Consider the following 25,266-nt stretch of genomic DNA (forward strand, 5'->3'; position numbering starts at 1 on the left):
TGTGGATCCTCCACAGGGGCGCGCCCGTCCCTGCGCACGCGACGGTTCGACCACGACAGGATCGACCCGTGCTGCCCACCGCGACGCCCTCCGCCCTCCCCGCCCGCGGGACCGCCACGCTGCGCGTCACGGTCCACCCGGAGATCGACGTGCTGCTGGTGCCCGGCACGCGGCTGGGGGATGCGCGCGCAGCCCTCGCACGGCTGACGTGCCGGCCCGAGCTGCTCACCGCGGCCCTGTGCGTGGACGGGGTCGTCGTCGACGACGAGCACCGGTGCGGCACCTACCCGCTGCTGCCCGGTGCGACCCTCACGACCGCACGTGCCGGGCGACGCCCGCACCGTGACGCGGACCGGAACGACGAGGGGGCCCTGGCGGACGTGCTGACCTCTCCCTGGCACGTCGCCGTCCTCACGGGGCCGGAGGCCGGACGGCTCGTGCCCGTCGGGACCGGGCCGCGCTGCCGGGCACGGGTCGACGCGCTGGACGTGCACCTGGCCTCCTCCCGCGGCAGGTTCCGCGTGCGCGTCCCGCGCGGGGCCCGACGTCGGCGGGCGGGCAGCCGCCGACGGCCGCGTCGGATCGTCGCGCCGTGGCCCGTCTCGTGGCGGGCGGGCGTCGAGCTGAGCTGTGGCGTCACCACGTACGCCCTGCGTCCCCGTCCCCCGCTGGGGACGGGCGACGGTCGGGACCCACGTCCCGACGACCGGGCGCCCGCCCAGGGACGCGGCCTCGCCGCCGCGCTGCCCATGGTGCTCGTCCCGGCCGTCGCGTCCGTCGCGCTCGCCGTCGCGCTCGGCAACCCGCTCTACGCGCTCCTCGCGGTCGCCGGGCCGCTCGGGCTCCTCGTGCCGGCGCTCGCGCGCTCACGCCGTCGTCGTGGATCGACGGGGCACGACCCCGGACCGCCCGGTCCCACCGACGGGGTCACGTCGGCAGCCCTCGGTGGCACAGCGGGGGACCCGCTGCGCCCGCGCCCGGCCGACGTCGCGACACGCGCCGTCGTCGCCCATCTCGCTCCCGGCGGCGCGCACCGCAGGCGCCCGGGCGGGCCGCGCGACGACGCGGGACCGTCGGCACGGCGCCTGCTCACCTCGGGCGACGACGGGCACGACCCGCACGACCCGCACGACCCGCACGACGATCCCTCCCGCGGGCTCCCCGACGGGTGCGTCGCCGTCGTGGGTGCTCCCGCGGGTCCGCGCGGCCGCTGCGACCGCGAGCCCGCCACGGCGCTCGCGCGCGCCGTGGTCGCCGAGCTCCTCCTCGACGGTTCCGTCCCCGTCGTGCGGTGCACGGCCGCCGCGGAGTGGTCCTGGTGCCGGTGGATCCCGGGTGCGCGGGCGGTCGCGACGCTCGACGACGTCGAGCGCGCCGACGTCCTCGTCGTCGACACCCGGACCTGCGGCCCGGCAAGCGGCGCGCTCGGACCGTCGACGGTGCCCGCCGCCGAGCTCGCGGCAGCCTGGCAGCGGCTGGGCCCGGGCGGGACGCGTCTCGTCCTGCTGGCCACGCGCGCGACGGACGTCCCCGCCTGGTGCCGCACGGTCGTCGTCGCGACCCGCACCGCGTCGTCCCGCACGGGGACCGACGGGGTGCACGCGGCGCCGGTCGTCGGCGTCGGCGCGCGGTGGGCCGACACCGTCGCGCGCCACCTCGCGGCCGCCCACCACCGCGGCACCCTCGGTGACGCCGGCCCCGGAGCGCTGCCCGTGGCCGGCGCGTGCGACCCCGCGGCACCCACGCTCCCGGACGAGGTGTCCCTCGCGGTGCTGCTCGACGCGCCCTCGGGCAGCTCCGGGGCGGCGGACTGGCTCGCCGCCCGGTGGAGTCCGGCGCCCGACCCGCGCTCCTTGCCGGTGGTGCTCGGGACGGGCGCGGACGGCCTGCCCGTGGTGCTCGACCTCGTGGCCGACGGCCCGCACGTGCTCGTCGCGGGGACCACCGGCGCGGGCAAGTCCGAGCTGCTGCAGACCCTCGTGACCGGGCTCGCGCTGACCCGCTCACCGACGGACCTCGCGCTCGCGCTCGTGGACTTCAAGGGCGGCACGAGCTTCGGGGCGTGCGGCGACCTGCCGCACGTCGCGGGCCGGGTCACCGACCTCGAGCCGGGCCTGGCCGGGCGCGCGCTCGCAGGGCTGCGCGCCGAGCTGCACCGTCGAGAGCGCGTCCTCGCCGCGGCGGGAGTGAGCGACCTGTCCGACCTCCCGGCAGGCACGATGCCGCGGCTCGTCGTGGTCATCGACGAGTTCCGCGCGCTCGCCGACGACCTGCCCGAGTTCCTGCCGGGCCTGCTGCGGGTCGCCGCCCAGGGGCGCGCGCTGGGCGTCCACCTCGTGCTCGCGACGCAGCGTCCGGCCGGCGCCGTCAGCACCGACGTGCGGGCGAACATCTCGGCCCGGCTCGCGCTGCGCGTCGTGGACCCGGCCGACTCGCTGGACGTCGTCGACTCGCCGCTCGCGGCCCGCATCCCCGCCGGCGTGCCCGGTCGCGCGATCCTGCGCATCGGCGCCGCGCCGCCGGTCGCGCTGCAGTGCGCGCGCACCAGCGCACCGTGGCGGCGGCGCGGCGCGCCCGTCGGCGCAGCTCTCGCCCCGCCGTGGGGCGCGGCGGGGCGACGGGCCGCGCCTCTGGACGACCCTCCCGAGGGACCCCCGGACGGCACGGTGGACGCCGACGACCCGGCGGCGGTGGTCCGGGTCGCGCAGGAGGTGGCACGGCGCACCGGCTCGCCGACCCCCGCTCCGCCGTGGCTGCCCGCCCTGCCCGAGCGCGTCGGGACGGCGGACCTCCCCGACGCGGGGTCCGCCGCCGCGGGACTCCCGTTCGGCCTCGCGGACCTCCCTGCCGAGCAGCGGCGCGACGTCGCTCGCTGGGACCCCGCGGACGGGCACCTCGCGGTCGTGGGACGGACCCGCTCCGGACGGACCACGACCCTGCACACGCTCGCCCGCGCGGCCCTGGACCGAGGCTGGCACGTCCACGTCGTGGGCGGGCCTGCCCTCGCGCGCGTCGCGCAGCACCCGGGCATGGGCACCGTCGTCGGGCGCTCGGATCCCCGCCGGGTCGTGCGGCTGCTCCGCCTGCTGGCCGGGCACGACGACGGCCAGGGGCGTCCCGCGGGACTGCCGCACCCCGGCTCGCCGCGCCCCACGCTGCTCGTCGTGGACGACGTCGAGGCCCTGCGGACCGCGCTCGACGCGCTGCCCGGAGCCGTCGGGACGGACGCGCTCGCGGACGTCCTGGCGGCGCCCGGCGTGCACGTGGCGGTCGCGGGCTCGGGGGCACGCGTCGCCGGGCTGGACGCGCAGGTGGGGGTGCGAGTCGTGCTGTCCTCCCGCGACCGGCACGACGACGTGTCCCGCGGCGTGCCCGGCGCGCTCGCCGGCACGGGCGGTCCTCCCGGCCGGGCCGTGCTCACCGGGTGCGGCGAGCCGGTCGTGTGCCAGGTCGCGATCGCCGACGGCCCCGCGCCCGGTCGTGGCGCCCACCCCGGCGGCGCACCGCGGGTGCCGACGACCGACCGTCCCACGCGGGTGGCGCCGGTGCCCGACCACGTGGCCGTGGCCGACCTGGGTGCACCCGACGCGGCCGCCCCGACGACGGGCCACCTGCTCGTGCCGCTGGGACGCGGCGGCGACGACGGCGCTGTCCTCGCGCTGGACCTGGAGGACGGTGCGCTCGTCGCCGGCCCGCCCGGGAGCGGCCGCTCGGCCACGCTGCGACTGATCGTGGACCGGCTCGCGGACCGCGGCTCGCTCGCCGGGATCGCCGCCCGGGACCGCCGGGTCCCGGCCTCCGCGCCCGACGACGTGCCGCGCCTGACCCGCTACTCCCCCACCGACGTCGGAGCCTTCCTCGACCTGCTCTCCGCCCGGCCCGCGATGCCGGGGACAGGGGTCGGCCCGGCTGTGGTGGTGATCGACGACCTCGACCAGCTCGCGCAGCTGTGCCTGGTGGAGGGCGACCGGCTCGCGGCACTGTGCCGCGACGGGCTGCGCCTGGTCGCCTCGTCGACCACCGCGGCGGCCGCCACCGCGCTGCGCGGTCCGCTCGCGGAGCTCCGGTCCGCGCGGAACGGCGTGGTGCTCGGTCCGGCCGAACGCGGCAGCTCGGACGTGTTCGGGCACCCGCTCGAACGGCTCGCGGACCCGGGACGCACCCGAGCGGGTCGCGGCGTGCTCGTGCGCGGGCCCCGGGCCCGCCCCCTGCAGGTGGCGCTCGTGGACTCGTTCAGCCCTGGGGCCGGGCGTCGGGAGTCGTCGCCGCCACGACCGGCCGGAGCATGAGCAGCACGACGATCGTCACCGCGAGGACGAGGGCGACGACGGGCCACACCGAGGCACCGGCCTGCAGCGAGCTGATCGCCACCACGACCTGCAGGATCTGCCACGTCGCCACCGGCGACCGTGCCCAGCGCTGCCCGCGCAGCAGTCCGCGGACGCTCGCCGCCAGGACGGCAGCGATCCCGAGGCCGAACAGGACGAGGAACACGCTCACGCCGACGGACAGCGAGCCACCGGAGGCGAGCTCGACGAGAACGACGAGGGCCCCGCCCACGAGCGCGAGCACCTCCACCCCGACGCCCACGACGAGCGCGAGCAGAGCGGGCGGACGGGAGCCGGAACCGCCTGCGGGCGGCACCGGCTCGTGCGAAGGATCAGGCACGGGACGAGGCACGATCACCCAGGGTACGCCGCGACCTGGGGTTTCACGCTCTTGTGACGAAGACCTCACGATTCATGTGGAGGAAACTTCCCCGTAACCCCTTGTGCTCACCTTCACGAGGTGTGAACCTGGTTCAAGCATCAATCACCCCCTCTGTCCGCACCCGGCCTGCGTCGGAACGGGCGATCCTGTCGGCACCATCCTGGTCGACGGCGTCGCTGCATCCCGCCCCCGAGTCGGACTCCCTCTCTCGTGCCAAGGAGTGACACATGGACTGGCGCCACCGCGCAGCCTGCCTGGACGAAGACCCGGAGCTGTTCTTCCCGATCGGGAACACCGGACCCGCCCTCCTCCAGATCGACGAGGCGAAGGCCGTGTGCCGTCGCTGCGACGTCGTCGACACCTGCCTGAAGTGGGCCATCGAGTCCAACCAGGACGCCGGTGTCTGGGGCGGGCTGTCCGAGGACGAGCGCCGCGCGCTCAAGCGCCGCACCGCCCGCGCCCGCCGCGCCGGCTGACGCCACGCACCCGCTCGTCGGGCCGTCACCCTCCCGGGGTGGCGGCCCGACGTCGTTCGTGCCCGACGCCGTTCGTGCCCCGCGTCGTCAGGGCACGCGGGACGACCCGCCGTCGCGCAGGGCGATCTCGAGCGCGACCTGCGTCCCGCCGCCGTCGCGAGGGCCCCATTCGATGGTCCCCCGGAGCTCGTTGGTGACCAGGGTCTGCACGATCTGCGACCCGAGGCCGCTGGTCGCGACCCGACCTGCATGGGCCACGCCGCCCTCGGGCATCCCCACGCCGTCGTCCGCGACGACGATCCGCACCGCGGAGCCGTCCCGCTCGACCGCGACCTCGACGGTGCCGCCACCGCTCTTCGCGAGCCCGTGCTCGACGGCGTTGGTGACGAGCTCGGTCAGCACGAGGGCCAGCGGCGTGGCGTCCTCCGCCGGCACCAGGCCGAACGATCCGGTCCGCACCGTCCGCACGCTCGTGTCCGCCGACGCGACGTCGGCCGCGAGGCGCAGCGCGCGCCCGACCATGTCGTCGAACTCGACCTCCTCGTCGAGGGTCTGGGACAGGCTCTCGTGCACGAGGGCGATGGTGGCCACCCGGCGCATCGCCTCCTCGAGGGCGGCCCGCGCCTCCGGGACGTCCATGCGCCGAGCCTGCAGGCGCAGCAGTGCCGCGACGGTCTGCAGGTTGTTCTTCACGCGGTGGTGGATCTCGCGGATCGTCGCGTCCTTGGTGATGAGGTCGCGCTCGCGCCGGCGGAGCTCCGAGACGTCGCGGCACAGCAGCACGGCGCCGATCCGCTGGCCCGACTCCGTCAGGGGCAGCGCACGCAGCGAGAGGGACACGCGGTGCGCCTCGAGCTCGGTGCGCCACGGCGCGCGGCCCATGACGACGAGCGGCAGCGACTCGTCGACCGGCTTCTCGTGCTCCACGAGGTCTGCGGTCACCTCGACCAGCGACCGCCCGACGAGCGGTCCGATGACGCCGAGCCGGTGGAAGCAGCTCAGCGCGTTCGGGCTCGCGTACAGGACCTCGCCCTCGGAGTTCAGGCGGATCAGCCCGTCGCCGACGCGCGGCGCGCCGCGGCGCGGACCGGTCGCGGCGTTCGGGAACGGGAACTCGCCGCGCGAGATCATCGCGATGATGTCGTCGGCGGCCTCGACGTAGTTCAGCTCGAGGCGGCTCGGCGTGCGCCCGCTGCCGAGGTTGGTCTGCCGTGCCACGACCGCGATCGGGCGGCCCTGGTGGACGACGGGGACGGCTTCCTCGCGCACGGCGTACGCGCCGAACCACCGGGGCTCGCGCGAGCGCTGCGGGCGGACCTCGCTCATCGCACGCGCGAGCTGGGGCCGCTGGCCGTCGGGGGCCAACGAGCCGACGATGTCGTCGTAGTGGACCGTCGCCCCGGTCGACGGGCGGCACTGCGAGAGCGCGACGAAGTTGCCGTCCGCCGTCGGCAGCCACAGCACGAGGTCGGCGAACGCCAGGTCGGAGACCACCTGCCAGTCCCCGACGAGCAGGTGCAGCCGCTCGTTGTCCGAGGGGCTGAGATCGGCGTGGCGGGAGATGAGGTCACTCATGGCAGACACGCGCCCAGCCTAGACGGGCCGGTAGAGTCCCGGGAGAACGGCGCGTCCGCACCGCGCCCGGTCCGCCATCCCGTCCGAGTCCAGGAGGCAACCCGTGCACCTGCGCGTCGAGCAACGCTACCCGGCGAGCGTCTCGCGGGTCGGCCAGGTGCTCGCCGACGAGGCCTTCGTGCGCTGGCGCGCCGAGCGTTCCGGGGGGTCCGGCTCCGAGGTGATGCAGGTCGACGTCACCGGGACGCCGGACCACGGGTTCACCGTCACGGTGCGGCGCACCCTGCCGTCGGGCCAGATCCCCGCCCAGGCACGGCCGTTCGTCGGCAGCCGGCTCGAGATCCGTCAGGTCGAGGCGTGGGAGCCGGAGCACGACGGCGTCCGCCGGGGGACGGTCTCCCTCGAGATCACCGGAGCGCCGGTGCGGCTCACCGGGACCGTGACCCTCGCCTCCGACAGCGATCCGGGCTCGGACGCGCCGTCGACCGTGCAGGAGTACGACGGAGAGGTGCGAGCGTCGCTCCCGCTGTTCGCGAGCGCGATCGAGGACGCGGCGGCGACGGCGGTCCGGGCCGCCCTGTCCGCGGAAGAGGCCGCCGGGCAGCACTGGCTCGCGGGCTGAGGAGCCGGTCGGCGCGGGACCGACCTCGCCACCCCGTTCCGGGTCGGGCGTCACGACGCATCACGCAGCGGTCTCGAAGCGGTAACAATTCAGCACCCAGGAGTGCGGCCGATCGTCCCCGATATGCCCTCTGACCAGCGTGTATGCCGGTATGGGAGCGCGACCACACCACACCCGGCCCGACCCACCCCTTGACATCCCACCAGGGGCGCGAGCACCATCGTCACACCTCGTGGAAGCGCTACCATCTCTGGTGATGGGAGCGCTGCCACTTCGTCCCACCGACAAGGGAGTCATCGTGCTGAGCAGCACTCGAACGACCCGCCGGTCCCGCAAGGCGATCGTCGCCACCGCGGGCCTCGCGGCCATCACCCTGACTTTGACCGCATGCTCCGGAGACTCCGGAGACGACTCGGACGGCGGAGGTGGCGGCGGCGACAGCGACGAGCCGATCACCCTCACCGTCGCGACGTTCAACGACTTCGGCTACTCCGACGAGCTCCTCGCCTCCTACACCGACGAGCACCCGAACGTGACGGTCGAGCAGACCAAGGCCGCCGAGTCCGGCGACGCACGCACCAACCTCACGACCAAGCTCGCCGCGGGCGGAGAGGGCCTGGCCGACATCGAGGCCATCGAGGTCGACTGGCTGCCCGAGCTCATGGAGTACCCCGACAAGTTCGTGGACCTGACCGACCCGGCTCTCGACGGCCGGTGGGTGGACTGGAAGGTCCAGCAGGCCACGACGACCGACGGCGTGCTCATCGGCTACGGGACGGACATCGGCCCCGAGGCCATCTGCTACCGCCAGGACCTGTTCGAGGCCGGCGGCCTGCCGACAGACCCCGCCGAGGTCGCAGAGCTGCTGGGCGGCGAGGACGCGACGTGGGACGAGTACTTCAGCGTCGGCAAGGAGTTCACGGACGCCAGCGGCACGCCGTGGTACGACTCCGCCGGTGCGACGTTCCAGGGCATGATCAACCAGCTGCCGAACGCGTACGAGGAGTCGGACGGGACCCCCAAGGACCTCGCGACCAACACGGACGTCCAGGACCTCTACAACGAGGTCCTCACGCAGTCGGTCGACAACGGCCTGTCCGCGGGTGCGGAGCAGTGGACCGGTGACTGGGACGCGGCGTTCCAGAACGACGGTTTCGCGACCATGCTGTGCCCGGCGTGGATGATGGGCCCCATCGAGGAGCGCTCCGGCGGGATCGACGGCTGGAACATCGCGGACGTCTTCCCCGGTGGCGGCGGCAACTGGGGCGGTTCGTTCCTGACCGTCCCCGCGAACGGCGCGAACACCGACGCGGCCAAGGAGCTCGCGGCCTGGCTGACCGACCCCGCCCAGCAGACCACCGCGTTCGAGAACGCCGGGACCTTCCCGTCGCAGATCGAGGCGCAGGAGTCGGACGCCGTGATGGCGTTCACCAACGAGTTCTTCAACGACGCACCGGCCGGTGAGATCTTCACCAACCGCGCGCAGGTCATCGGCGAGGCTCCCTTCAAGGGCGCGAACTACTTCTCGATCCACCAGCAGGTCCAGGACGCGATCACGCGCGTGGACGTCGAGAAGACCGACGACGCCCAGCAGTCGTGGGACAAGGCCGTCCAGGGCTTCAAGGACCTCGGCCTGAGCTGACGCACCAGGTCCCGCCCCGTCCGTGCCGGCGGCACGGCCGGGGCGGGACCGCTCGTGCCGCGGACCTCGCCGCTGCACGCCTGACCGACGTCGAACCTCCCAGGAAGAGCCATGGCCGTCCTCTCACCCACGCAACCCGACCGGGGCGTCGACGGGCCGCCCGAGCGGACCCCACGACGGGTGGGCTTCTCCCAGCGCATGAGCCGCTGGGACGTGAAGCTCTCCCCCTACCTCTTCATCTCGCCGTTCTTCATCCTCTTCGCCGTCACCGGCCTCTTCCCGCTCGCCTACACCGCCGTGGTCTCGGTGCACGAGTGGAGCCTGCTGGGCGGCCAGGGCGACTTCGTCGGCCTGCAGAACTTCAGCGACGTGCTCGCGCAGCCCACGTTCTGGAAGTCGCTGCGCAACACCCTCTCGATCTTCCTGCTCTCGTCCGTGCCGCAGGTGATCATCGCGATCACCCTCGCCGCGTTCCTCGACCAGAACCTGCGTTCCGCGACGTTCTGGCGCATGGGTGTGCTGCTGCCCTACGTCGTCGCACCGGTCGCGATCTCGATGATCTTCAGCCGCCTCTTCGCCGACCAGTACGGCCTGATCAACGAGATGCTCGGCCTGGTCGGGATCGACCCGATCCGCTGGCACGCGAGCACGCTCGCGAGCCATACCGCGATCGCCGGCATGGTGAACTTCCGCTGGACCGGGTACAACGCCCTGATCTTCCTCGCCGCCATGCAGGCCGTGCCGCGCGAGCTCTACGAGGCCGCGATCATCGACGGCGCAGGACGCGCCCGCCAGTTCTTCTCCGTGACGGTCCCGCAGATCCGCGCGACCATCATCTTCGTGGTCATCACGTCGACCATCGGCGGCCTGCAGATCTTCGACGAGCCGCGCATGTTCGACGCCGGCGGCCTCGGGGGCGCGGACCGGCAGTACATGACGACCGTGCTCTACCTGTACGACGTCGGATGGGGCAACCAGGGCAACTTCGGCCGCGCCGCCGCGGTCGCCTGGCTCCTGTTCCTCCTGATCCTCGTCATCGGGATGGTCAACTTCTTCATCACGCGCAGCATCTCGACGTCGGGGCCGCGCGTACCGCGGCAGGAGCGTGCCCGTGCACGTGCCGCACGGCGTCGGGCGCGTACCGCCCTCGTGGCGAGCGCTGCCGCTCCGCCGACCGCCGCCACGGCCGCCCGTGCCGAGGGCGAGCCCGGCACCCGCGACCGCTCCGACGACCGCTCGAACGACTCCGGGAGCGCATCGTGACCTCTGTCCCCGTCATCGCCCAGACCGCAGGTCCTGGTGCTGCGCACGCCGCGGCGCGCCGCAGGCGCCGCAGGTCCACCGGCGGCTACTCGCGCCGACCCGGCTGGGTCACCTACACCTTCCTCGGCATCACGCTGCTCCTGGCGATCTTCCCGCTGTACTACACGCTGGTGCTGGGGTCGTCGACACCCGAGGAGATCTCGCGCAACGCGCTCCCCCAGCTGTTCCCCGACATGAGCCTGTTCGAACGGTTCTCGGACATCATCAACTCGACCGCGATCAACTTCTGGAAGGCGTTCGCGAACTCGGTGATCATCTCCGTGGTCACCGCGGTCACCACCGTGTTCTTCGCGACGCTGGCCGGGTACGCATTCTCCAAGCTGCGGTTCCGGGGACGCCGGCCGCTCCTCGTGTTCGTCATCGCGACGATGGCGGTCCCGACCCAGCTCGGCGTGGTCCCGTTGTTCATCCTCATGTCGGAGCTCGGCTGGATCGGCAAGGTCCAGGCGGTGATCGTGCCTGCCCTCGTCACGGCCTTCGGCGTGTTCTGGATGACCCAGTACCTCGAGGAGGCGCTGCCCTTCGAGCTGATCGAGGCGGCACGCGTCGACGGCGCGTCCATGTTCCGCACGTTCTGGTCCATCGCCCTGCCCGCGGCCCGGCCGGCCGCGGCGATGCTGGCACTGTTCACCTTCGTGATGCAGTGGACGAACTTCTTCTGGCCGTCGATCGTGCTGAGTCAGAACAATCCGACGTTGCCCCTCGTCATCCGGTCGCTGCAGGCGAACTACTTCGTGGACTACTCGCTCGTCATGGCGGGCGTCTTCCTCGTCACCCTGCCCCTGATCGTGCTGTTCATCTTCGTCGGGCGCCAGCTGGTCGCCGGCATCATGCAGGGCGCTGTCAAGGGCTGACCGGTCGCACGCCGCTCCAGCCGTACCCTCGCACGCCGCACGGGACGACCAGCACCCGCCCCTCCGACCTGGGAAGGACCCACCCATGAGCCTCTTCGTCCCCACCGCACCTCTCGCCCCGAACCCCGACACGGCCACGGGTCGCGTCGAGATGCCCCAGGGCTTCCTGTGGGGCACGGCGACCGCCGCCTACCAGGTAGAGGGTGCGGCCCGCACCGACGGTCGGCGCGACTCCATCTGGGACACGTTCAGCACGATCCCCGGCGCGGTGATCAACGGCGACGACGGCACGGACGCGTGCGACCACTACCACCGGTACCGCGAGGACGTCGCGCTCATGCGTGACCTGCACCTCGGTGCGTACCGGTTCTCGACCTCGTGGGCACGCGTGCACCCGGACGGCGGGGCCGTGAACCCCGCCGGGCTCGCGTTCTACGACCGCCTCGTCGACGAGCTGCTGTCGGCGGACCTCCTGCCGTGGCTCACGCTCTACCACTGGGACCTGCCGCAGGCGCTCGAGGAGGCCGGCGGGTGGACCAACCGCGACACGGCCTACCGGTTCGCGGAGTACGCCGTGACCATGCACGAGGCGCTGGGCGACCGTGTCGGGGTCTGGACCACGCTCAACGAGCCGTGGTGCTCGGCGTTCCTCGGGTACACCGCCGGCGTGCACGCACCGGGTCGGCAGTCGCGGCCCGACGGCCTGGCTGCCGCTCACCACCTCATGCTCGCCCACGGGCTCGGCATCCAGGCGCTGCGCGAGCGCGCGCCGGCCGCGAACCTGGGACTCACGCTCAACTTCACGGTCGCGGACCCGGTCGATCCGGCCGACCCGGCCGACGTCGACGCCGCCCGCCGCATCGACGGCCAGTTCAACCGCATCTTCCTCGACCCGATCCTGCGCGGCGAGTACCCGGCCGACGTCCTCGAGGACGTCGCGCCCTACGGGCTGCTCGACCACGTCCGGGACGGCGACCTCGACATCATCTCCACCCCGATCGACACGCTCGGCGTGAACTACTACAACGGTGGTGCGGTCTCCGCGCTCCCGCAGGAGTCGGGGTCGGGCGGCGGTGGGACACGGCCCGAGGGCGTGCGCGAGGCCGACGACGCGGCCCCGGTCCGCGAGACGTCCTCCCCGCACCCGGCGGCGGACGGCGTCCACACGCACTCGCGCGGGCTGCCGCTGACGGACATGGGCTGGGAGGTCCAGCCCGAGGGGCTCACACGCCTGCTCGTGCGCCTGCAGGAGGAGTACACGGGCCCCCGGGGCGTCGCGATGTACGTCACGGAGAACGGTGCGGCGTTCCCGGACGTCGTCGGGCCCGACGGCGCTGTCGACGACCAGGACCGGCTGTCGTTCATCGACGGGCACCTGCGCGCGACGAAGGACGCGATCGACGCGGGGGCCGACGTCCGCGGCTACTTCGCGTGGTCGCTCCTGGACAACTTCGAGTGGGCGCTCGGCTACACGAAGCGGTTCGGCATCGTGCGGGTGGACTACGAGACCCAGGAGCGCACCGTCAAGTCCAGCGGCCGCTGGTACGCGACGGTCGCCCGCGACAACGTCATCCCGGCCCGGGACGACACGACGCGGCCATGACCGATGCCGCCCGTCACCCCTGGTGGCGGGATACTGGTCTCATGAGCTCTCCCACCACAGCACCGACGCTGGACGAGGTGGCCCGGACGGCCGGCGTCTCGCGCTCCACGGCATCGCGCGCGATCAACGGCGGCGACCGCGTCTCGCCGGAGGCTCAGGCCGCCGTCGACGCGGCCGTCGCGGATCTCGGCTACACCCCGAACCGCGCGGCGCGGTCCCTCGTGACGCGACGCACCGACTCGATCGCGCTCGTCGTGCCCGAGCCCGACGAACGCATCCTCACCGACCCGTTCCTCGCGGGGACCATGCGTGGCGTCAGTGCGGCGCTCGGCGGCACGGACCTCCAGCTCGTGCTGCTCTTCGCCCGGCCGGACGAGCAGCCGGGTCGGATCGTGCGGTACCTGCGCAGCGGGCACGTCGACGGCGCGATCGTCGCGTCGCACCACCGCGACGACGAGCTCGAGGAGGCGCTGCTCGCGACTCGCCTGCCCGCCGTGTTCGTCGGCAGACCGTTCCACCCGACGCCCGACCTGCTGTACGTCGACGTCGACAACGTCGAGGGCGGACGGCTCGCCGCACGCCGACTCGTCGAGGCCGGCCGGCGCAGGCTCGCGACCATCACGGGTCCGCAGGACATGACGGCCGGGGTGGACCGGCTCACCGGGTGGAACGAGGTGCTCGACGCCGCGGGGATCGCGCACGACGCGGTCGAGGCCGGGGACTTCGCCCTCGCCGGGGGTGCGGCCGCCATGGAACGGCTCCTGGCCGAGCACCCCGACATCGACGGGCTCTTCGCGGCGTCCGACCTCATGGCCGAGGGCGCGATGCGGGTGCTCGCTCAGCACGGGCGGCGGGTGCCCCAGGACGTGTCCGTCGTCGGGTTCGACGACCTCGCGACGGCGGCGACGACGTCTCCCCCGCTCACGACCGTGCGCAACCCGATGATCACCATGGTGCGCGACGCGACCGACATGCTGCTCGATCTCGTCGCGAACGGGAGCAAGGACTTCACCCCTCGCGTGCTGGCCCCGGAGCTCGTCGAGCGGGCGTCGGTCTGACCGACGCCCGGACGTGACCGTACCGGTGCCGGGTGCGGCTCACCGCCTGCTCGGCCAGCACGGTGAGCAGCTCGCGCCGCCCGCTCGCGACGACCGGGTGGTCCAGGACCGTCACCTCTCCGACGCGCTCCGCCGCCGCCTCGCGCAGCCCGGGCGCCGACCCGATCACGCGCACCCGGCCGCGCACCCGACCGGCCGCGACGTCGGCGGCGAGCTGCGCGTCGTCCGTCCCGGTCCACCGCCCTGGCGTGCCCGGGGCACCTGGCGCCGGCACGACGATCGTCGGCACGCCCGCCGTGCGCGCCGCGTGCAGCACGCGCTCGACCTCGACGGGCAGGGCGTCGGCGCCGACCCGCACGGTGAGCAGCTCGACGGGCCGGTAGCGGAGCACGTTCGACTCGCTGCGCAGCCCGGCCGGGTCGTGCTCGACGGAGAACTCGCGTCGCCACCAGTGCGCGTCGTCGGCCTTCGCCCATGCGAGCCACTGCGCGGGTGACCGGTCGCGCGGCGGCACCACGGCGTCGTCGGACCACCGCCCGAGCTGTGCGACGTAGTTCGGCCCACCCGCCTTCGCACCCGGGCCGACCGACGACTGCTTCCACCCGCCGAACGGCTGCCGCTGGACGATCGCGCCCGTGATGTGCCGGTTCACGGAGGCGTTGCCCACGTGCACGGCGTCGAGCCACCGCGCGACCTCGTCGTCGTCGAGGCTGTGGATCCCGCCGGTGAGACCGAACGGCACGGCGTCCTGCAGCGCGATCGCCTCGTCGAGGGTCGCGGCGGTCATGATGCCGAGCACCGGACCGAAGTACTCCGTGAGGTGGAAGGACGAGCCCGGCCGCACGCCCTGCTTGAGCCCGGGCGTCCACAGGCGCCCCGTCCCGTCCTCGCCTGCGTCGAGGCAGCGGGGGCGCACGAGCCACGACTCCCCGGCGCCGAGCGTGGTGAGCGCGTCCAGCAGCTTGCCCGACGCCGGTCCGGTGAGCGGTCCCGTCGTCGTCGCGAGGTCCGTGGCGGGACCCACGGCGAGCGAGCGGACCGCGTCGACGAGCTGGCGCCGCACGCGTCGACCCGTCCCGGTGCCCGGGTCGCCGGCCGAGCCGACGAGGATCGCGAGCGACGCGGCGGAGCACTTCTGCCCGGCGTGCCCGAACGCCGAGCGCACGAGGTCGGCGACCGCCAGGTCGACGTCGGCGGACGGCGTGATCACGAGCGCGTTCTTGCCCGACGTCTCGGCGAGCACCGGACGCTCCGGGCGCCAGCGCGCGAAGAGGCGCGCGGTCTCGATCGAGCCGGTGAGCACCACGCGTGCGACGTCGCGGTGCGTCACGAGGGCGCGACCGCGCTCGTCGTCGGGCACACGCACGTGCTGCACCACGTCGGCGACCGAGTCGGCGTCGAGCCCCGCGGCGCGGTAGGTGCCGGGGTCGTCGGACACGGCATCGCGCAGCCCGGCGTGGACGGCCGCGACCACGACCTCGAGGCACCGCGGGGTCTGCGGCGCCGGCTTGGCGAGGACCGCGGAGCCCGCCGCGAGCGCCGCGAGGATCCCGCCCGCCGGGATCGCGACCGGGAAGTTCCACGGCGGGGTGACGACCGTGACGCCGTCGGGCGTGAAGTGCGCGCCGGGCACCGTACCGGCCGCGGGATCGAGCTCGTCGGCCCGGTCGGCGTAGTAGCGCGCGAAGTCGACGGCCTCGCTCACCTCGGGGTCGGCCTCGGCGACGGTCTTGCCGGGTTCGTGGACCATCGCGACGACGAGGTCGGTCCGCGCCTCCTCGAGGCGTCGCGCGACGCGACGCAGCGCGTGGGCGCGCGTGGCCGCGGGCACCCCGGACCAGGCCGACGTGGCCTGGGCGGCGCGCGCGACGATGTCGTCGACCGCGGCGGTCGAGGCCGGCTCGGGGGCGCGGACCGGGACGTACCCGCTGTCGGGGCCGGTGACGCGCGCCGCCCACGCGCGCGAGGCGGCGAGCGCCGGGTCCGTGTCGGGAGCGTTGGCGAACCGGTCCGCGTCCCGTGCGGGGACCGGCTGGTCCGGGGCGACCGGCTGGTCCGGGACGGGGCGGGTCTCCCCTGCCGGCGCGCCCGGGGCACCCCGAGCCCGACGCCGCGGGGTGAGGTCCGTCGGCGCGTCCCGTTCCCCGTCGCGCACCGAGTCGCGGAACGCGCGCTCCTGGCGGTCCATGGGGGTGCCCGCGGACACGTCGGCCAGCAGGGCGTGCAGGAAGTTGTGCGGCTCGGCGTTCTCCTCGAGCCGGCGCACGAGGTAGGAGATCGCGACGTCGAAGTCCTCGTCGCGCACGACCGGCGTGTACAGGACCATCTGCCCGCCGCGGCCGGCGTGCGGCCCGGTCGTCGCGCGGTCGCCCGCGATCTCGTCACGCACCGCGCGCGCCTCGGCCGGCGCCATGCCCTGCAGCATCTCGACGTCGATCGCGTGGCTCACGCCGCGTGCGCGACCGAGCAGCACGGCGAGCGCGACGTGGAAGAGGTTGTGGCTCGCGACCCCGACGCGGACGGCGTCGGTGCGCGGCGGCCGGAGCGCGTGGTCGAGCAGGCGCACGAAGCTCGCGTCGGAACCGGGCTTGGTCGGGTACGGTGCGGCGGCCCAGCCGTGCAGCTCGGCGTCGACCGCCTCCATCGCGAGGTTCGCCCCCTTGACGAACCGCACCTTGATCGGCGCGCCGCCCGCGGCGACGCGTTCGCGCGCGAACGCCGTGAGGTCGTCGAGGACGCCGAGCGCGTCGGGCAGGTACGCCTGCAGGGCGATCCCGGCCTCGAGGTCGTGCAGCCCGTCGCTCGCGAGGACCGCCCGGAACACCGCGGTCGTCAGCGCGAGGTCGCGGTACTCCTCCATGTCGAGGTTGACGAACACGCCGTGCTCGCGCGCGGCCCGGTAGAGCGGGAGCAGTCGGTCGACGACCCGGTCGCGCGACCCCTCGAGGTCCCAGGGCACGAGCTGGGACGCGACCGAGGACACCTTGACCGAGACGTACTCGACGTCGGGCCGCTCGACGAGCGCGATCGTGCGAGCGAGCCTGGCTCGCGCCTCGTCCTCGCCGAGCACCGCCTCGCCGAGCAGGTTCACGTTGAGCGTGTAGCCCGCGGCCCGGGTCCGCGCGAGGTGCGCGGTGAGGCCGGGCCCGGCGTCGGCCACGAGATGCCCCACGAGCGAACGCAGCCGCATCCGGGCAGCGGGCACGACGACGCGTGGCAGGGCGGGAGCGAGGCGTCCCCCGGCGCGCAGCAGGGACCGGTCGAGCGGCCCGAGGAAACCGCGGGAGTCGCTCGCGTCGTCGACGAGCCGGGCCAGCGCTCGCGCCGCGACGTGCGGGTCGTGGGGGCGCGCGACGTCGTCCACGAACCGGACGGCCAGGTCGAGACCCGCCGGGTCGGAGACGAGCGCGGCCACCCGTGCGACGGTCCGGGTCTCGCGCGACGTGCCACCCGACGCGGTGCTCGCGGCGAGCCAGCGGCGCGCGAGGCCGACGGCGTCGTCCACGAGGTCGAGCGGCCGAGGACGTACGGACGGCAGGGACGGCAGGGACTCCTCACCACGACTCACCCCTCCACCCTGCCCCCGCACGTCGTGCTCCACACGTCGTCAGCGCCTCACCGGTCCGTGGCCCGGCCACGGGCCGGCGGCTTCCCGGTGGCGAGACGGGGCGTCGGGCGCGAAGACTGGAGCCATGACACCCACGACCTCAGATCCCCTTCCCGTCCCCACCGCGCTGCTGCCCGGCGGGAGCATCCCGCTCCTCGGCATCGGCACGTGGCTGTCCGAGGGCGACGACTGCTACCGCGCGGTGCGCCACGCGCTCGACGTCGGCTACCGCCACGTCGACACCGCGACCGGCTACGGCAACGAGTCCCAGGTGGGACGCGCGCTCGCCGAGTCCGCGGTCGACCGTGCGGACGTGTTCGTCACGACCAAGCTGCCGCCCGACGCCGCAGGCAGGGAGCGCGAGACGCTCGAGGCCTCGCTGCGCGATCTCGGGACCGACTACGTCGACCTGTGGCTGATCCACTGGCCGCCGAACAAGGAGGCCTCGCCGTGGGTGTGGGAGCGGTTCGTCGAGCTGCGCAACGAGGGCAAGGTGCGTTCGATCGGCGTGAGCAACTATGCGGTCGAGCAGGTCGACATCCTGTCCGAGCAGGTCGGCGAGACGCCGGCGGTGAACCAGATCCCGTGGAGCCCGGCCGACCACGACGCCCAGGTCGCGGAACAGCTCGGCAAGCGCGGTGTCGTGCTGGAGGGGTACAGCCCGTTCAAGCGCACCGACCTCGACCACCCCGTGCTCGCCGAGATCGGCGCGGCGCACGACGCGACGCCGGCGCAGGTCGTGGTGCGCTGGCACATCGACCACGGATACGTCGTCATCCCGAAGTCGGTGACGCCGGCACGCATCGAGGAGAACGCCGACGTGACGCGGTTCAGCCTGTCCGCGGACGAGCTCGCTCGCATCGACACGATCGGCGGCTGACTCCCGCCTCCTGGCGGGTGCGCACCTGCGCGCGCCCGCCAGGAAGCGCGCACCGCGCGGCGTTACGGTGGGTTCGGGGCCGCACACCCCGCGGCCGCGGACCCACCTCGACCGGAGGCACCAGTGACGACGACGTCCGTCCCAGCACCCACCCCCACCTCGCCCGCCCCCGACGACGCCGCACCCGTCGCCGGTTCCGCCCTGACCACGGCCCTGAGCCAGCTCGCGGGCGCGGTCGACGTGCTCGGCTACGACGCCGGCCTGCACGAGATGCTCGCGACGCCGCGCCGCGAGGTGAACGTCTCGGTCCCGCTGCGCCGCGACGACGGGCGCACCGTCCTGTTCCACGGGTTCCGCGTGCAGCACAACGTCTCGCGCGGGCCGGGCAAGGGCGGCCTGCGGTACCACCCCAGCGTCGACCGGGACGAGGTGCGCGCGCTCGCGATGTGGATGACGTGGAAGTGCGCGATCGTCGACCTCCCGTACGGAGGGGCGAAGGGCGGGGTGTCGATCGACCCGGACGCGCACTCGGCGGGCGAGCTCGAGCGCGTCACTCGCCGCTACACGTCGGAGATCATGCCCGTGATCGGCCCCGGGCGGGACATCATGGCGCCCGACATGGGCACCGACGAGCAGACGATGGCCTGGGTCATGGACACGTACTCGGTCAACCACGGGTACACGATCCCGGCCGTGGTGACGGGCAAGCCGATCGCGGTCGGCGGTTCGCTCGGGCGGACGACGGCGACGTCTGCCGGCGTGGTCCACGTGACGCGCGCGGCGCTGGACGAGGCCAAGGTGCCGCTGTCCGACGTGACGGTCGCCATCCAGGGGTACGGCAAGGTGGGCGCGCACGCCGCGACGTTGTTCGCCGCGCAGGGCGCGCGGGTCGTGGCCGTGTCGGACGCCTTCGGCGGGGTGCACGACCCCGACGGCCTCGACGTGCGCAGCCTGTCCGAGCACGTCGCCGCGACGGGCAGCGTCGTCGGGTTCGAGCGCTCGGACCCGATCGACAACCCGGCGCTGCTGGCGCTCGACGTGGACGTCCTGGTGCCCGCGGCCGTCGAGGGTGTCCTCGACGGGGAGTCGGCCCGCCAGGTCCGAGCCCGCTGGGTCGTCGAGGGCGCGAACGGCCCGACGACGGCCGAGGGCGACGGGATCCTCGCGGCGAACGGCGTGATCGTCGTGCCCGACGTCCTCGCGAACGCCGGCGGCGTGGTGGTCTCGTACTTCGAGTGGGTGCAGGCCAACCAGGCGTACTGGTGGACGGAGACCGAGATCGGCGAGAAGCTCGAGCACCGCATGCTGCAGGCGTACGACGAGGTCGCCTCGCTCTCGCGGCGCCAGGGCCTGACGCTGCGCGACGCGGCCCTGGTCATCGGGGTGCAGCGCGTGGCCGAGGCGCACGAGATCCGGGGGCTCTACCCCTGACGCGTCTGCCCGTCGACGTTCGACGAGGCGTCGCCCAGGGTCAGCGGGCCGGTCGCAGCGCCGCAGCGACGCCCGCGACCAGTGCGATCGCCGAGGCCGCGACCGCGGTCCACGCGACGGTCGTGTCCGTGAGCGGCCCGGAGAAGCGCCCGACGGCGACCCACGCCAGGCCCCACGCCATCGCGAGACCGATGCCGAGGGGCAGCGCGCGGCGTCGGACGGTGAACGCTGCCCACGCGACCGACAGGGCCGTCGCGGCGACGAGGACGACCACCGACCATCCCGTCGCACCGAGGCCCAGCTCGCCGACCCCGGCGTCGGACAGCGCGGCCGCGACGTTCGCGAGCGTCGCGACGCTCACCCAGCCGGTGTAGAGGCCGATCGTGCCGTCGAGGACCACGGCCTGTCCCGCGCCGTCGGGCGGGGTTCGCACGAGCCGCACGACGATCACGCTGAGCACCACGAGCAGCGCGGCGATCACGACGACGCTCAGCGCGAGCCAGCCGGCCTGGACGACGCCGATCCACGCCGCGTTGAGCAGCATCGACGCGAGCACCCACCACGCCGTCGCGCGCAGCCGCGCGTTCGTGGCCCTGCTCGGCAGCACCTGGTGGACAGCGAAGACGAAGAGGCCGAGATAGATCACCGACCAGATCCGGAACGCCGGGTTGTCGGGCGCCACGGGCGTGGCCGTCGCGGACAGCGCTCCCCCTGCGGCGTCCTGGATGGCCTGGCCGCCGAACGCTCCCGACCCGTACGCGGCGCCGGCGGCCGCGACGAGCGATCCGACGAGCACCACCGCCTGCCGCACACGGTCGGCGGGTGCCGGCGGGACAGCGACGGAGGGTGCGGGTGCCGTGGTGGTCATGGTGTCACGATGACATCCCTCAGCATGCTGAGCAATATCTCGGGGCGTGCCGACGCCGGTCGGCGCGGTTCGCCCTCGCGTCCTGGCCAAATTTCTCAGGGCAATATCGAGACCGATCAACACCGTTACAGCACCGCAATTGCAATGAAACAACTCGCCCGTACGGTCGCCCTGTCCAGCGCTATCAGTCATCGAAACCTCCTGGAGACATCTATGGGCAACAGCCCTTTCCGGAGCCGCAGGGCCGTGGTTGGACTTGCGGTCACCGGGCTCCTCAGCACCACCGCTCTCATCGCACCCGTCGCGGCGAGCGCGGCTCCTGAGCCGACCCCGCCCACCCAGAGCTCGAGCTGGCTCGACGACTGGGATCCCACCACTCTCACGATCACGGACACCCTGTCGGCTCTCGAGAACGGCGACGTGAGCTCCGTCGAGCTCGTCGAGGCGTTCACGGACCGCATCGACACCTACGAGCCGTACTACAACGCCTTCACCCAGATGAACGACGCCGCGCTCAAGGACGCCAAGAAGTCCGACAAACGCCGCGCCAACGGCAAGAAGACCCGCGCTCTCGAGGGTGTCCCGATCGTCATCAAGGACTCGATGGACGTGAAGGGGATGCCGACGACGTCCGGCTGGCCGCTGACCGCCCCGATCGCCGGGGGACTCGCGCTCGTCCCCGAGGAGGACGCACCCGCCGTCGCACGACTGCGCAAGGCGGGAGCCATCATCATCGGCAAGACCAACCTGCCGATCCTCGCCGGCAGCGGCTCGAACGCCAACAACAGCGCGTACGGCCCCACGTACAACTCGCTCAACCAGGCGTGGGCGCCGGGCGGCTCCTCGAGCGGCTCCGCGACATCCGTCTCCGGGGGCTTCGCCGTGACCGGCATGGCCGAGGAGACCGGCGGATCGATCCAGAACCCGGCGTCCGCACAGAGCCTGTACGCGGTCAAGCCGACCTTCGGCCTGGTGCCGAACACCGGGAACTTCCCCCTGCAGGGGATCACCCGCGACGTGCTCGGCCCGCTCGCCAAGAGCCCCGAGGACGCGGCGATCATGATGGACGTGCTCGCCGGGTACTCCCCGGACGACCCGAAGACGGAGGACGCCGAGGTACCCGAGGGGGGCTACGCCGCGGCGCTGTCGACCGAGTCCCTCGAGGGCAAGCGCATCGGCCTGTGGGGAGACGGGTGGCGGACGGGGAGCAACGCCGAGCTCTCCCCGGAGACCGCCGAGCTCTACGCGCAGGCCGTCGACCAGCTCGAGGCGCAGGGCGCGACCGTCGTTCCGGATCCTTTCGCGGGATCCGGGTTCGACGAGCTTCGAGGTGCCGGCGGCGCGACCGGCGGAGGCAACAACTGGGCCATCCAGCAGTACCTCGAGCGCCTCGGCCCGAGCGCTGCGGTGAACTCCGTCGAGGAGCTCAACGCCTGGGCGGACGCCAACGGCTTCGAGGACGACGAGCGCGTCAACCGGATGCTCGAGGGCGCCGACGAGGTCCCCGACCTCTCGCCGTTCCTGGAGAACCGGGACGAGTACCTGCGGATCTACGACGCGGTGATGGAGGACCAGCAGCTCGACGCCCTGGTCTACCCGCAGCAGGTCCGCGAGGTCGGGCCGATCTTCAGCGGGAGCGTCTCCGCCAGCACCGTCTCGGAGATCAACGTCGCCCAGCTGCCGGGCGTCGTCGTCCCGGACGGCGCATATGCCAGCGGCAAGCCGTTCAACCTCATCATCCTGGGCGAGAAGTGGTCGGAGGCGGACCTGCTCAGCTACGCCTACGACTACGCCGACGCCTACGGCGGCCGGATCCTGCCCGAGCTCGGCACCGTGGAGCCGGACACCACCGACCCGACCGTCACGGTCAAGCCCGAGTCCGTGGGCAAGGACGGCGTGTACTCGACGGCGTCGTTCAAGCTCTACGACGCCGGTATGGTCGCCGGTCTCGAGCTGAACGGGGTCGAGAAGGACCTGACCGACAACACCTGGTCCGATCTGAACGGGGTCGTGCCGGGGGCGTTCGGCGGCGTCGAGGGCGAGAACGAGCTCGAGGTGTTCGACGTGTTCGGGAACTCGACGACCGTGGAGTTCACGCTCGACGCGACCGCTCCGACGGTGACGGTCAAGGACGGTGCGTCCTTCACCGAGGCGACGGACGACGGCTACGCCAAGGTGTCGTTCAAGCTGCACGACGCGCTGAAGATCGACAAGGCTGTCATCAACGGGACCGTCAAGGACCTGTCGGACAACGCCTGGTCGGACGTGAACTTCGTCAAGCCCGGTACGTTCGGCGCGGTCGCCGGTCTCAACACCGTCGAGGTGTACGACGTCGCGGGGAACGTCACCGCGATGGAGGTCGTCCTCGAATGAGCTGACGTGACCACACCTGAGCGGTCACCCGACGCGTCCGGATGACCGTACCGCCCAGGGCGCAGGACCAGTCCCCGCGAGGACTGGTCCTGCGCCCGTGGCTCTGCTCGGGCCGCTCGGTCGCACCTCTCCGCAGGCCTTCTGTGCCACGTCTTCGTGGTCCGGAGTCCTCAGGCGAACGGCTGGCGGTCGGCCCACGCGGTCAGCGCGGTCCGCGGCCCGGTGAAGAACGGGACCTCCTCGCGCACGTGCCGACGCGCCTCGGTCGCCCGCAGCTCGCGCATGAGGTCGACGATGCGGTGCAGCTCGTCCGCCTCGAACGCGAGGATCCACTCGTAGTCCCCGAGCGCGAACGACGCGACCGTGTTGGCTCGCACGTCGGGGTAGTCCTTGGCCGCGAGACCGTGGTCGCGCAGCATGGTCCGGCGCTCGGAGTCGGGCAGCAGGTACCAGTCGTAGGAGCGCACGAACGGGTACACGCTCAGGTAGTCGCGCGGCTTCTCCCCCGCGAGGAACGCCGGCACGTGCCCGCGGTTGAACTCCGCCGGGCGGTGCAGCGCGACGTTCGACCACACGGGCTCGAGGTGGGCACCCAGGCCGCTCTGGCGCAGGCGCTGGTACGCGCCCTGGACGGACTCGATGCTGGGGCCGTGCCACCAGACCATGAGGTCCGCGTCCGAGCGCAGCCCCGCGACGTCGTACCAGCCGCGGACCACGAGGTCGCCGTCGGTCGCCGCCGGGTCCGGGCCGCCGCCGATGGCGTCGAGCGCCTCGGTGACCAGACCGGCGCGCTCGTCCGCACGAGCAGGCAGCGGTGCCGCCGTCGCGAAGACCGACCACATCGTGTAACGGATCGACGCGTTGATCTGGTCGTGGTCGGCGGGGACGCGGGCTGCGTCGCTCATCGTGGTGTCCTCTCGGGGTACGTCGTCGCCCGACGGCAGGGCTCTCGCCGGGTCAGCTGTACAGGTCGGTGCTGCAGAGCGCGGGCACGCCGCTCGGCTCGCCGTCGCGCCGCAGGCAGCAGCCCGGCGCGCACACGGAGCGGAACGCCGGGAGCTCCCCGACGACCGCCTGGTCGACCTCCTCGCCGCGCGCGATCGCCGCGCGCTCGAGCAGCAGGTCGACGAGCCCGCGCACGAACGGCTCCCGTGTGCTCACGGTACCGGCACGCACCGCGGTCAGGCCGAGACCCTCGGCCGTCTCCATGGCCTCCGTGTCCAGGTCGTACGCGACCTCCATGTGGTCCGAGACGAACCCGATCGGCGACAGCACGACGTCGTGGACGCCGTCGGCCGCGATCGCCTCCAGGTGGTCGTTGACGTCGGGCTCGAGCCACGGCTGGCTCGGCGGGCCGGAGCGCGAGCAGAACGCGAGGTCCCACGCGACGTCGTGACCGAGGCGCTGCGAGACCTGCGCGACGACGGTGCGCGCGAGGTCGCGGTGCTGCTCGGAGTACGTCGCGCGCGAGACGCGCGACGCGGCCTCCATGGTGTCGGGGATGGAGTGCGTGACGAACACCAGGCGGGCGGCGGGCCCGTCACCGCCCTGCGCCGCGAGCGCCGCGTAGCCGTCGAGGACGGCGTCGACGTTCGCCTGCGCGAAGCCCGGGTGGTTGAAGTAGGACCGGATCTTGTCGAACCGGACCCCGGTCGAGCCCGAGCCGTCGAGCTGGCCGCGCTTCTCGAGCACCACCGCGAGGTCCTCGCGGTACTGGCGGCAGCCGGAGTAGGACGAGAACGCCGACGTCACGAGCGCGACCGCGCGCTGCGCGTGCAACCCCTCGAGCTCGGTGATCGCGTCGTGGGTGTACGGCGCCCAGTTGCGGTTGCCCCACACGACGGGCAGCTCGATCCCGCGGCGCGCGAGCTCGGCCTCGAGCGCCGCCTTGAGCGCGAGGTTCTGCTCGTTGATGGGGCTCTTGCCGCCGAAGCCGTAGTAGTGCTCGCCGACCTCCTCGAGGCGGGCGTCGGGGATCCCCTTGCCCGCGGTGACGTTGCGGAGGAACGGCACGACGTCGGCCGGCTCGTTCGGTCCGCCGAACGAGTAGAGGAACAACGCGTCGTAGGGCCGCAGGTCGGGGGCGGTCGCGGCATCCTGGGCAGAGAACGAGGGCATGACCTCGATGATCCCACCTGCACCGGTGCCCGCCCGCCCGGAACGGACGTCGACGGACGTGACATTGACGGGACATGGTGTCACCTCCGGTTGTGAGCGGGGCACACCCTCCTAACGTGTGACGGG

General features: G+C 73.4%; 17 protein-coding genes. 11 read left to right on the forward strand and 6 right to left on the reverse strand.

What is annotated here, in order from left to right; all coding sequences use genetic code 11:
- The first annotated feature begins 68 nt into the window (after positions 1-68).
- Positions 69-4,289 carry an FtsK/SpoIIIE domain-containing protein gene (locus tag IF651_RS14245; protein WP_191829801.1) on the forward strand — a complete coding sequence of 1,407 codons (4,221 nt, stop codon included), beginning with the start codon at positions 69-71 and terminating at the stop codon, positions 4,287-4,289.
- Here IF651_RS14245 and IF651_RS14250 read toward each other — a convergent pair.
- Entirely contained in the window at positions 4,234-4,668 is a 435-nt protein-coding gene (locus IF651_RS14250) for a hypothetical protein (RefSeq protein WP_191829802.1), read from the reverse strand. The two genes, IF651_RS14245 and IF651_RS14250, sit on opposite strands and share 56 nt — an antisense overlap.
- Before the next feature lie 269 nt (positions 4,669-4,937).
- On the opposite strand from IF651_RS14250, the gene IF651_RS14255 reads away from it, so the two are divergent.
- A complete protein-coding gene (locus tag IF651_RS14255; RefSeq protein ID WP_191829803.1) occupies positions 4,938-5,186 on the forward strand; it encodes a WhiB family transcriptional regulator in 249 nt (82 codons plus the stop codon).
- A gap of 87 nt (positions 5,187-5,273) precedes the next feature.
- On the opposite strand, the gene IF651_RS14260 is transcribed toward IF651_RS14255, so the two are convergent.
- The gene (locus IF651_RS14260; RefSeq protein WP_191829850.1) at positions 5,274-6,761 is read right to left on the reverse strand and encodes a sensor histidine kinase; all 1,488 of its coding nucleotides are present in this window, start codon (positions 6,759-6,761) and stop codon (positions 5,274-5,276) included.
- Positions 6,762-6,864: 103 nt separating this feature from the next.
- Between IF651_RS14260 and IF651_RS14265 the strand changes: the two genes are divergently transcribed.
- From IF651_RS14265 to IF651_RS14290, 6 genes are all read left to right on the forward strand, one after another.
- A complete protein-coding gene (locus IF651_RS14265; protein WP_191829804.1) occupies positions 6,865-7,383 on the forward strand; it encodes a DUF2505 family protein in 519 nt (172 codons plus the stop codon).
- Between the two features lie 256 nt (positions 7,384-7,639).
- Entirely contained in the window at positions 7,640-9,025 is a 1,386-nt protein-coding gene (locus IF651_RS14270) for an ABC transporter substrate-binding protein (RefSeq protein ID WP_191829805.1), read from the forward strand.
- Positions 9,026-9,136: 111 nt separating this feature from the next.
- A complete protein-coding gene (locus tag IF651_RS14275; RefSeq protein WP_191829806.1) occupies positions 9,137-10,288 on the forward strand; it encodes a carbohydrate ABC transporter permease in 1,152 nt (383 codons plus the stop codon).
- The gene (locus IF651_RS14280; protein WP_191829807.1) at positions 10,285-11,202 is read left to right on the forward strand and encodes an ABC transporter permease subunit; all 918 of its coding nucleotides are present in this window, start codon (positions 10,285-10,287) and stop codon (positions 11,200-11,202) included. The genes IF651_RS14275 and IF651_RS14280 overlap by 4 nt, the downstream gene beginning before the upstream one ends.
- Positions 11,203-11,287: 85 nt before the next feature.
- Positions 11,288-12,805 carry a glycoside hydrolase family 1 protein gene (locus IF651_RS14285; protein WP_191829808.1) on the forward strand — a complete coding sequence of 506 codons (1,518 nt, stop codon included), beginning with the start codon at positions 11,288-11,290 and terminating at the stop codon, positions 12,803-12,805.
- A 41-nt stretch (positions 12,806-12,846) separates the two neighbouring features.
- A complete protein-coding gene (locus tag IF651_RS14290) occupies positions 12,847-13,863 on the forward strand; it encodes a LacI family DNA-binding transcriptional regulator (protein ID WP_191829809.1) in 1,017 nt (338 codons plus the stop codon).
- On the opposite strand, the gene IF651_RS14295 is transcribed toward IF651_RS14290, so the two are convergent.
- Complete coding sequence (locus IF651_RS14295) at positions 13,814-17,431, reverse strand: proline dehydrogenase family protein (protein WP_338403977.1); 3,618 nt, start codon at positions 17,429-17,431, stop codon at positions 13,814-13,816. The genes IF651_RS14290 and IF651_RS14295 overlap by 50 nt on opposite strands.
- Before the next feature lie 124 nt (positions 17,432-17,555).
- Here IF651_RS14295 and IF651_RS14300 point away from each other — a divergent pair, with 124 nt between their 5' ends.
- A complete protein-coding gene (locus IF651_RS14300) occupies positions 17,556-18,350 on the forward strand; it encodes an aldo/keto reductase (RefSeq protein ID WP_191829811.1) in 795 nt (264 codons plus the stop codon).
- Positions 18,351-18,473: 123 nt separating this feature from the next.
- A complete protein-coding gene (locus tag IF651_RS14305) occupies positions 18,474-19,781 on the forward strand; it encodes a Glu/Leu/Phe/Val family dehydrogenase (RefSeq protein ID WP_422110493.1) in 1,308 nt (435 codons plus the stop codon).
- A 40-nt stretch (positions 19,782-19,821) separates the two neighbouring features.
- On the opposite strand, the gene IF651_RS14310 is transcribed toward IF651_RS14305, so the two are convergent.
- Entirely contained in the window at positions 19,822-20,649 is an 828-nt protein-coding gene (locus tag IF651_RS14310) for a tryptophan-rich sensory protein (RefSeq protein ID WP_191829812.1), read from the reverse strand.
- A 246-nt stretch (positions 20,650-20,895) separates the two neighbouring features.
- On the opposite strand from IF651_RS14310, the gene IF651_RS14315 reads away from it, so the two are divergent.
- On the forward strand, positions 20,896-23,022 hold the full coding sequence (locus IF651_RS14315) for an amidase family protein (RefSeq protein ID WP_191829813.1): 2,127 nt from the start codon (positions 20,896-20,898) through the stop codon (positions 23,020-23,022).
- Positions 23,023-23,192: 170 nt separating this feature from the next.
- Here the strand turns inward: IF651_RS14315 and hemQ are convergent, their stop codons facing one another.
- Positions 23,193-23,927: a hydrogen peroxide-dependent heme synthase gene (hemQ, locus tag IF651_RS14320; RefSeq protein ID WP_191829814.1), complete on the reverse strand. Its 735-nt coding sequence runs from the start codon at positions 23,925-23,927 to the stop codon at positions 23,193-23,195.
- A 52-nt stretch (positions 23,928-23,979) separates the two neighbouring features.
- Positions 23,980-25,140 carry a ferrochelatase gene (locus IF651_RS14325; protein ID WP_191829815.1) on the reverse strand — a complete coding sequence of 387 codons (1,161 nt, stop codon included), beginning with the start codon at positions 25,138-25,140 and terminating at the stop codon, positions 23,980-23,982.
- Between the last annotated feature and the right edge of the window lie 126 nt (positions 25,141-25,266).

The organism is Cellulosimicrobium arenosum (assembly GCF_014837295.1).
Taxonomy (GTDB): domain Bacteria; phylum Actinomycetota; class Actinomycetes; order Actinomycetales; family Cellulomonadaceae; genus Cellulosimicrobium; species Cellulosimicrobium arenosum.